This window comes from Mesorhizobium sp. M5C.F.Ca.ET.164.01.1.1 (assembly GCF_004792125.1).
In the GTDB taxonomy this organism is placed as follows: Bacteria; Pseudomonadota; Alphaproteobacteria; order Rhizobiales; family Rhizobiaceae; genus Mesorhizobium; species Mesorhizobium wenxiniae.
This window is the reverse complement of the sequence record NZ_SRTG01000275.1, coordinates 1-348: the sequence shown is the minus strand read 5'-3', so window position 1 is coordinate 348 and position 348 is coordinate 1. Positions and strand designations below refer to the sequence as shown.

The 348-nt window shown below is 67.2% G+C and carries 1 protein-coding gene; it reads left to right on the top strand.

Going from position 1 to position 348, the window contains the following annotated elements; translation table 11 throughout:
* Positions 1-288: muconolactone Delta-isomerase family protein (locus tag EN807_RS33455; RefSeq protein WP_135938011.1), on the top strand; the 288-nt coding region annotated here is incomplete at its 5' end.
* Between the last annotated feature and the right edge of the window lie 60 nt (positions 289-348).

Here is a 348-nt window from a genome sequence, read left to right as displayed (position 1 = left end):
CAGTTCTTTGCCCTTCTCACCCGCAACACCCAGAAGTTCAGCGACGCCGATTTCGCGCCGCTGCCGCCCGGCGAGGCCGAGCAGCGGCGCGCGCTCTATGCAGATGGCGCTGTGCGCCAGGTGTGGAACCGCGGCGACATTCCCGGCAGCGGCATGATGTTCGAGGCGGCCGACGACGCCGAAGTGCGCGGCCATCTCGCTACGCTGCCGCTGGTCAAGGCCGGCATGATGGATATCGCCGCGATCGTACCGCTCAACCCTTATCCGGGCTTCGGCCCGAAGCGCTGAGGCGGCCGAGAGCTGGAGATGAGTGCCGCCGTGAAATCGGCGGCGCTCATGAACCTCCAC